The organism is Streptomyces sp. NPDC058632 (assembly GCF_042717095.1).
Taxonomy (GTDB): Bacteria; Actinomycetota; Actinomycetes; order Streptomycetales; family Streptomycetaceae; genus Streptomyces.
In genome coordinates, this window is record NZ_JBHXQZ010000164.1 from 1 (window position 1) to 7,836 (window position 7,836).

Genomic DNA, 7,836 nt, shown 5'->3' on the forward strand with positions numbered 1-7,836 from the left:
GGCTCGGGACGCGCGGCACCGCACCGCCGCCATCGTCGGCGCCGTCTTCCCGCGTTCCGCGGGGGTGGGCCCGGAAGTGCGCGGCCGTCAAGTTATCCACAACCTGTGGATAACTTTTCCGGATTCCGGGTTCCGGCTCCGACCCCGCGGCATGCCCGTCCCCACCGCTACGGCTCCTGCCGCCCCGGCGGGACGCCGCCCTGTACGCCGAGCTGCACCGGCAGGAGCGCCTCCTCCTGGACGAACCCGTCACCACCGCCTACCCGGTGGACGACTTCGGGAAGGCCCGCGCGGACGCGGCGACGGGACGCGTGGCCCACGCGGTGTCCGCGTTCTGGTCACCGCCGGCCGCCGGGGCCGTGCGCCCGTCCGCACCCCTGCCTTCGTTCTCGCCCTTGCCCTCGAGGTTCCCGCCTCCGGCCCGGAAGGTCCGCCGGTACGCGGACGGGGCCACCCCCAGCGCCGCCTGGAAGTGCTGGCGCAGCGACTGGGCGGTGCCGAACCCGGCGTCGCGGGCCACCTGGTCCACGGACAGGTCCGTGGACTCCAGCAGGTGCCGGGCCCGCTCCACCCGCTGCCGGGTCAGCCACTGCCCCGGACTGACCCCGGTCTCCTCACGGAAGCGGCGGGTGAAGGTGCGGACCGACATCGACTCCCGGGCGGCCATGTCGCGCAGCTGGATCGGCTCGTGCAGCCGGCCCAGCGCCCAGGCGCGGGCGCCCGTCGTGGACGCCTGCTGCTGATCGGGCACCGGCCGCTCGATGTACTGCGCCTGCCCGCCGTCGCGATGCGGCGGTACGACCGTACGACGGGCCACGTCGTTGGCCACGGCGGCACCATGGTCGCGGCGGACCATGTGCAGGCACAGGTCGATGCCGGCCGCGACCCCGGCCGAGGTCAGGATGTCGCCGTCGTCGATGAACAGCACGTCCGGATCGACGTCGATGTCCGGGAAGAGCCGCTGGAGCCGTGCGGCGTCCGCCCAGTGCGTGGTCGCGGGCCGGCCCTCGAGGTAACCGGCGGCGGCGAGGACGTACACGCCGGTGCAGATGGAGGCGAGCCGGGTGCCGGGGCGGACGAGGGCGAGGGCGGCGGCCAGTTCCGGGGTCAGCTCGCCCCGGTCGAAGACCGGGCCCAGCTCGTAGGAGGCCGGGACGACCACCGTGTCGGCGGTGGCCAGGGCCTCCGGGCCGTGAGGGACGTGGAGGGAGAAGTCGGCGTCGGTCTCGACCGGTCCGGGCGGCCGGACGGAGCAGGTGACGACCTCGTACAGCGGCCGCCCCCCGGCGTCGCGGGGGCGGCCGAAGATGCGGTGCGGGATGCCCAGCTCGAAGGGGAGCAGCCCGTCCAGGGCGAGGACGACGACGCGGTGCGGCTTGAGGACGTCGGCGCCGGAGGTGTGATCGGCCGGTTCCATGGCCCGATCCTAGCGAACGATGTCCTTCGGGCCACTCGATGTGAGGGCCCCGCGCACGGAAGCTCTATGGCGTGACCCAGACGAGCGAGACAGCCGACACCGTGGGGCAGCCGGACGCCGAGGAGCGGGACGGACCGCGGGTGGGCAGCGGGCGGAACCGCCCCGGCCCGCGCCGCCCCCGCATCCACCGCGCGTGGTTCGTCGCCGCCGTCACCTTCGTGACGATCATCGGCGCCGCCGCCTTCCGTTCGGTGCCGGGGCTGTTCATCGACCCGCTGAACGAGGAGTTCGGCTGGTCGCGCGGGACCATCGGCGCCGCGGTCTCCGTGAACCTCGCCCTGTACGGCCTCACCGCCCCCTTCGCGGCGGCGCTGATGGACCGCTACGGCATCCGGCGGGTCGTCGCGGTGGCCCTGACCGTGATCGCGCTCGGCTCGGGGCTCACGGTGTGGATGACGGAGCCCTGGCAGCTCATGCTGTGCTGGGGTCTGCTGGTGGGTCTCGGCTCCGGGTCGATGGCGCTGGCGTTCGCCGCGACCGTCACCAACCGGTGGTTCACCGAACGCCGCGGTCTGGTCACCGGCATTCTCACCGCCGCGTCCGCCTCCGGACAGCTGATCTTCCTGCCCGTGGTCTCCTGGATCGTCGCGACGCACGACTGGCGCCCGGCGGCCGTCACGGTGGCGCTCGCCGCGCTCGCGGTCGTCCCCTTCGTCTGGCTGCTGCTGCGCGACCACCCGGCCGACGTGGGCCAGAAGCCGTACGGGGCGCAGGAGTTCGTCCCCAAGCCCGAGCCCGTCCCCGGCGTCGCCCGCCGTACGCTCAAGGTCCTGTTCTCCGCGGTGCGCACCGGACCGTTCTGGCTGCTCGCCGGCTCCTTCGCGATCTGCGGCGCCTCGACCAACGGCCTGATCCAGACCCACTTCGTGCCCGCGTCCCACGACCACGGCATGCCGATCACCGCCGCCGCGTCCCTGCTGGCCGTCATCGGGATCTTCGACGTCGTCGGCACGGTGGCCTCCGGCTGGTTCACCGACCGCTTCGAGCCGCGCCGCCTGCTCGCCGTCTACTACGCCCTGCGCGGCATCTCCCTGCTCTTCCTGCCCATGCTCCTGGCGCCCGACGTCCATCCTCCGATGATCTTCTTCATCGTCTTCTACGGCCTCGACTGGGTCGCCACCGTCCCGCCCACCCTCGCCCTGTGCCGCGAGCACTACGGCGACGACAGCGCCATCGTCTTCGGCTGGGTGCTGGCCTCCCACCAGGTCGGCGCCGCCCTCGTCGCCTTCCTCGGCGGCGTCGCGCGCGACGTCTTCGGCTCCTACGACGTGGTCTGGTACGCCTCCGGCGCCCTGTGCGCGGCGGCGGCACTGATGGCGCTGGTGATCCGCAGGCGGCCGCGTACGCCGGGACCCGCCGTGGGCTGACGGGTGCCGGGCGCGGGGCGACCGATGCCCTGCCGGGCTTCCGAACCGATGGAGCGCCAGGAACGTCCGCGGAGACCCGAGTCGGCCGGCGGGCGGCCGGCCGGGTCGGTACCGGAGCCGGAGGCGGTGGTCGTCACTCGGGGATCCGGGAGACACCCGGTGCCCCGCGGCGGGTCAGTGCCTTGGCGATCCTCTCCGCGTCGATGGCCAGTTCCCGGAGGTTGCCGCTGATGGGATTGGTGAAGCCGGTGAAGTACAGGCCGGGGGCGTCCGGCGGGGTGCCGGCGCCGCGGGCGAGGGGTCTGCCCCGGTCGTCGAGGACGCCGAGGTGACCGACGAGTCCCTCCAGGGCGCGCACGTACCCGGTGGCCGCGATCACCGCGTCCGGGCCGGCGCGGTCGCCGTCGGCGAGGACGACCTCGCCGTCCTCGAACCCCTCGACGGCGGCCACGATCTCCACCGTGCCCTTGCGCACGGCGTCGACCAGGCCGACGTCCTGCACGGGGATGGCGCCTTCCAGCACCCTGCTGTAGAGGCCGCTGTCCGGGCGCGGCAGGCCCTGGGCCGAGAGGTCCGGCATCGTCATCCTGGCCTGTGCCCGGCACAGGCGGTCGACGAGCCCGACCGGCAGCCGGCGTACCAGGACGGCCGAGTGCTGGGCGGGCCAGCCCGCGGTGGAGCGGCGCACGATGTGCGGGACGGTGCGGACCGACAGCCGTACCCGGGAGGCGCCGCCCTCCACCAGGTCGACGGCTATCTCCGCGCCCGTGTTGCCGATGCCCGCGACGAGGACGTCCTGGCCGGCGAAGGGCTGCGCGTTGCGGTACTCGCAGGCGTGCAGGAACGTGCCGGTGTAGGTGTCCCGGCCGGGCCAGTCGGGCAGCCGGGGTGTGTGGTTGAAGCCCGTCGCGATCACGACCGCGGCGCCGGTCAGCTCGCGGCCCCCGGTGGCGTGCAGTAGCCAGCCGGTGCCGTCGGCGGTGCGCTCGACCCGGGAGACCTCGACCCCGGTGACGATCTCCAGGCGGTGGTGCTCGGCGTACTTCTCCAGGTACCGGACCATGTCGTCGCGGGCGACCCACCGTCCGAACCGCCGCGGTATCGGCAGACCGGGCAGCGCGGACAGACGCCGGGTGGTGTGCAGCCGCAGCCGGTCGTAGTGGCGCCGCCAGGACGCGCCCACGCGGTCGGACCGTTCCAGGACGACGGCCCGCACGCCCCGGGCGCGCAGCGCGTACGCGACGGCGAGCCCGCCGGGACCACCGCCGATGACGTAGACGGGACGGTCCTCCTGGTGCGGTGCCGTGAGGTTCGGGGGGGTGGTGGAATCGGCCATGAGCGCGAGCGTAATCTCACACATGCTTGATGGGTCTCGGTCAAGACCGGAATTGGTTGCGGATTGATCACGTCTGTGGGAGTCGGGGGCGGGATCGGTGACGCGGGACGCCCGGATGTGAAGGGGCACCGTGCGTGATGCGCCCCGGCCCGCTGAGCGGTGACGCACCGTCGGACGCTGTCGGAGGCGGCTCGCGCCATGGGGGGACCGTGCCGCGGACCGGGCTCGGGCGGTGGTGGCGGGAGAGCCGGCGGGGCAAGGACCGTGGAGCCGTGGGGCCGGCAGCCCGAACCGCCCCGCCTCGCGCCGCCGTTGCCGCTCCCTCACGGCCAGAGGAGTTCCCTGGCCCACCCCTCCCGTGGTGACTCCGGGGACCGGCGGTAGCGCAGACGGGTGTGACGGCGCAGGGAGTCGCCCTGGAAGAACTCCACCTCGTCCGGGCGCAGGTGGTACAGGGTCCAGGACGGAGCCGGGGTGTCCGGCTCCCGCCGGGCCAGCTCCCAGGCGGTCTGCGAGGCGCGGGCCAGCTCCTCGGGGGAGCCGAGGACCTCGCTCTGGCGGCCGGTGAGCGCGGCGGCCAGCGCCCCGGCCGAGCGGGCGCCCAGATCGGCGCGCGCCTCCTCGGCCGGGGCGGTGACGACGGGCCCGCGGACCCGGACCTGGCGGCCCAGTACCGGCCAGTAGAAGGCCAGCGCCGCGTACGGACGGGCGGCGAGGTGGCCGCCCTTGCGGCTGTGGGCGTGGGTCGCGAAGGACCAGCCGTCCGCGTCCGCGCCGTGCAGCACCACGATCCGTACGTCGGGCAGCCCTTCCGCGTCCGCCGTGGCAAGCGACATGGTGTGCGGTTCGGGCTGGCCGGCCGCCACCGCCTCGGCGAACCACCGTGTGAACAGCGGCAGCGGCTCGGCGGGGGCGGCGGCCGGGTCGAGCACCGGAAGGTCGGTGACCTCCGGGTCCCACACCCGAAGTGACCTCAGCAACTCGTGAAGATCGGTTCCCATACCCCGATTGTTCCTGCCCCTCGCGTCGTCGTACCGCCGTGCGGACCGTCGTTCGGATCCGCCCTCACACGGATCCGAGGTCGGACGACACCCAGCGCTCGGGCCGCATGCGCACGACGACCTGCTCGCCGTGGTCCTTCCAGGCGAAGGCGACATAGCCCTCGACCTTGTCGGCCGGGAGATAGCGGGAGGCGAGCTCCCGGAGCTGCTCGACGGTCGCCGGGGTGGTTTCGACGACCGGCCCTTCGACCGAGACGTAGCGGATGGTGGGGTCGAGGCGGTCGACCATGAGGGAGAACCGGCCCGCCGCACCGATCAGCCGGTTCTTGCGGGAGTCCAGCCCCGTCATGATCCATACGTCTCCGCCGGGCGCGTACTGGTACCAGATCGGCACGGTGAGGGGCGCGCGCCCCGCTCCCGAGTCGACGGCGATCGCGGCGACATGGGGCTCGGCCAGGAACTGTTCGCGCTCTTCTCGGGTCAGGGCCATTGCGGGTTCCTCCTGCGACGTATGCGGCGTGCGGGCTGCTGTGGCTGCTGGTGGGGTGTCGCTCGGGCATGCGCTCGCGCGGACCTGCCTGCCTGCCTGCCTGCGGGCGGGCCGGGCCGGGCGGGCGAGTCGTCGGCCGGTTTACGGAATGCTCAACGGGAGCGCGCGCGGGCGTGTTCCCTTTTCGCCGATATGGACCCTTCGCCTCCGCTCGTGTCGCCGCCGCGGGCGAGGGCGTCGGGCACGGTGCCGGCGCTCGGCTGCCACGGCTGCCGTGGCTGTCACGCCCCCCGGTGTCCTCGCCGGTCAAGCCGCCTGTCGTGCGGCGCGGTTGGAGGCGGGCGCGGGGGAGGGCGGTGTGCGTGGCCCCGGTGGGCGTGGCGCCCCCGGCCGAGCGGCCGAAAACGCGACAGGCGGTGGTCCACCGGAGTGGACCACCGCCTGCCGGACAGGACGTGGGGCGACTGAGGGATGAGGGGAAGGGGCTCCGGGTGCCTCGCTCATTTGGTCGGCTTCTTGCCGGTGACGCCCAGATGCACCAACAGGGCGAGATTGGGCTTGAGTTCCGCCTGTTTCACACCCCAGGAGGTGAAACCCTTCTGGTGCGAGGCGGCGGCCGCGAGCATGGTGACCAGGGAACCGGCCATCGCGGCGGGGTTCACGTCCTTGTCGACCCGCCCCTTGGCCTGCAACTCGGCGACGGCGTCCGCCAGGGAGCTGTTCACCGAGTTGAGGATCTTCATGCGGATCTTGTAGAAGCGTTTGTCGCCCTCGGCGGCACCGAGATCGACGACACGCAGGATCGCGTCGTTGCGCTTCCAGAAGTCCAGGAACCCGTCCACGAGTTCCTGCGCGGTCTGCCAGCCGGCCTTGCCGACCCAGGAGCGGCCCTCGATCAGTTCCGTCAACTCGGAGCCCTCGGAGGCCATGTGCTCCGCGATTTCCAGGACGGCGCCCTCGACGTCGGGGAAGTACTGATAGAAGGTCGCGGGCGAAGTCCCCGCCTTCCGGGCGACATCGATGACTTTGACATCCCGGTAGGGGGAGGAGCTGAGCATCTCGCTGAGGCAGTCGAGCAGCTTCTGCCGGGTCGCCTGCCCTCGCCGGCCGGCCACGCGGCCGTCGACGGTACGCACTTGTCCTGTCATGACGTCAGCTTACCGAGGGGTGAGAGGAGCGCGATTCGGCCGACTGCAAATGGGGTGTGAGGGGCGGCCGCGCAGGGTGTGCCTGGTCTGCGCGGTGCGTGCGGCACCGCTACGTTGACGGCATGGCCGAAAACAGGGCATCGGAGTACACAGAGGGCACCCCGTGCTGGGTGGACGCGCAGCTTCCCGATGTGGAGGCGGGCAAGCGGTTCTACGGCGAACTCTTCGAGTGGACGTTCGAAGACCAGCCGGAGCAGCCCGAGTGGCCCTCACCCGCCACGCGCCCCGCACAGCCCGTGCGGCCCTCGCCGCCCCTGGGGACCGTGCGGGCCCTGCTCGGCGGCAAGCCGGTGGCGTCCCTCGCGCACAAGACGGACGGCCGGCTCCCCACCGTATGGACGGTGTCCTTCGCGACCCCGGACGCCGAAGCGTTGTGCCGGCGGATTCTCGCGGCGGGCGGACAGCTCGTCTCGGCGCCGCGCGCGGTCGGCGGACTCGGCGTCACCGCACTCGTCACGGACCCCGAGGGCGCCGTCTTCTCCCTGTGGCAGGCCGGCGAACGACCCGGCTTCGGCCGCCGGCACGAGCGGGGTGCCTTCGCCTGGGCCGAGCTCTACACCCGGAACACCGAGGCGGCCAACACCTTCTACGGTTCCCTCTTCCATGACGCCCTGTTCGGGAAGGGGACCGAGCCCGACTTCGGCCGCGCCCCGGTCTCCGACGTCTTCCCGGCCGAGATGCCGCCCCATTTCCTCGTGCACTTCGCCGTCGAGGACCCCGAGGCCGCCATGGCGGCCGTGACCCGCCTCGGCGGCCGCGTCCAGGTGCCGCCCTTCGGGACGTCGTACGGCACGGTGGCCGTGGTCACCGACAACCAGGGCGCCTCCTTCGCCCTGCTGTCCCGCTGAGCGGGCCCCGGCGCGTCCTCGTCCGGGAAACGCCCGCACTGCCCGGCCCGCCCCGCTGAAGGCCGCCCCTTACAGCGCCGCTCAAGGACGGCCCGGGCGCGCCCGCGAG

General features: G+C 73.1%; 7 protein-coding genes. 2 read left to right on the forward strand and 5 right to left on the reverse strand.

Annotated features, from left to right (window positions below; all coding sequences use genetic code 11):
• Nucleotides 1–259 precede the first annotated feature (259 nt).
• Nucleotides 260–1,417, reverse strand: coding sequence for a GlxA family transcriptional regulator (locus ACFWVE_RS34240; protein ID WP_384022929.1), 1,158 nt, complete (start codon nucleotides 1,415–1,417; stop codon nucleotides 260–262).
• A 71-nt stretch (nucleotides 1,418–1,488) separates the two neighbouring features.
• Between ACFWVE_RS34240 and ACFWVE_RS34245 the strand changes: the two genes are divergently transcribed.
• Entirely contained in the window at nucleotides 1,489–2,844 is a 1,356-nt protein-coding gene (locus tag ACFWVE_RS34245) for an MFS transporter (protein ID WP_384022932.1), read from the forward strand.
• Between the two features lie 133 nt (nucleotides 2,845–2,977).
• On the opposite strand, the gene ACFWVE_RS34250 is transcribed toward ACFWVE_RS34245, so the two are convergent.
• The 4 genes from ACFWVE_RS34250 to ACFWVE_RS34265 form a co-directional block, all read right to left on the reverse strand.
• Nucleotides 2,978–4,180, reverse strand: a complete 1,203-nt coding sequence (locus ACFWVE_RS34250) for a flavin-containing monooxygenase (protein ID WP_384022935.1) — start codon at nucleotides 4,178–4,180, stop codon at nucleotides 2,978–2,980.
• Nucleotides 4,181–4,503: 323 nt separating this feature from the next.
• Entirely contained in the window at nucleotides 4,504–5,181 is a 678-nt protein-coding gene (locus ACFWVE_RS34255) for a pyridoxal 5'-phosphate synthase (protein ID WP_384022938.1), read from the reverse strand.
• 64 nt (nucleotides 5,182–5,245) lie between these two features.
• Nucleotides 5,246–5,671 (reverse strand): pyridoxamine 5'-phosphate oxidase family protein, encoded by a 426-nt coding sequence (locus tag ACFWVE_RS34260; RefSeq protein ID WP_384022941.1) that lies wholly within the window; start codon nucleotides 5,669–5,671, stop codon nucleotides 5,246–5,248.
• A 500-nt stretch (nucleotides 5,672–6,171) separates the two neighbouring features.
• Entirely contained in the window at nucleotides 6,172–6,807 is a 636-nt protein-coding gene (locus tag ACFWVE_RS34265; protein ID WP_384022948.1) for a TetR family transcriptional regulator, read from the reverse strand.
• Nucleotides 6,808–6,941: 134 nt separating this feature from the next.
• Here ACFWVE_RS34265 and ACFWVE_RS34270 point away from each other — a divergent pair, with 134 nt between their 5' ends.
• A complete protein-coding gene (locus ACFWVE_RS34270) occupies nucleotides 6,942–7,727 on the forward strand; it encodes a VOC family protein (protein ID WP_384022944.1) in 786 nt (261 codons plus the stop codon).
• Nucleotides 7,728–7,836 lie beyond the last annotated feature (109 nt).

Excerpts from the sequence above, each read along its gene's own strand:
- ACFWVE_RS34240 (WP_384022929.1), bottom strand. The coding sequence starts at position 1,417 with ATGGAACCGGCCGATCACACCTCCGGCGCCGACGTCCTCAAGCCGCAC.
- ACFWVE_RS34250 (WP_384022935.1), bottom strand. The coding sequence starts at position 4,180 with ATGGCCGATTCCACCACCCCCCCGAACCTCACGGCACCGCACCAGGAG.
- ACFWVE_RS34255 (WP_384022938.1), bottom strand. The coding sequence starts at position 5,181 with ATGGGAACCGATCTTCACGAGTTGCTGAGGTCACTTCGGGTGTGGGAC.
- ACFWVE_RS34260 (WP_384022941.1), bottom strand. The coding sequence starts at position 5,671 with ATGGCCCTGACCCGAGAAGAGCGCGAACAGTTCCTGGCCGAGCCCCAT.
- ACFWVE_RS34270 (WP_384022944.1), top strand. The coding sequence starts at position 6,942 with ATGGCCGAAAACAGGGCATCGGAGTACACAGAGGGCACCCCGTGCTGG.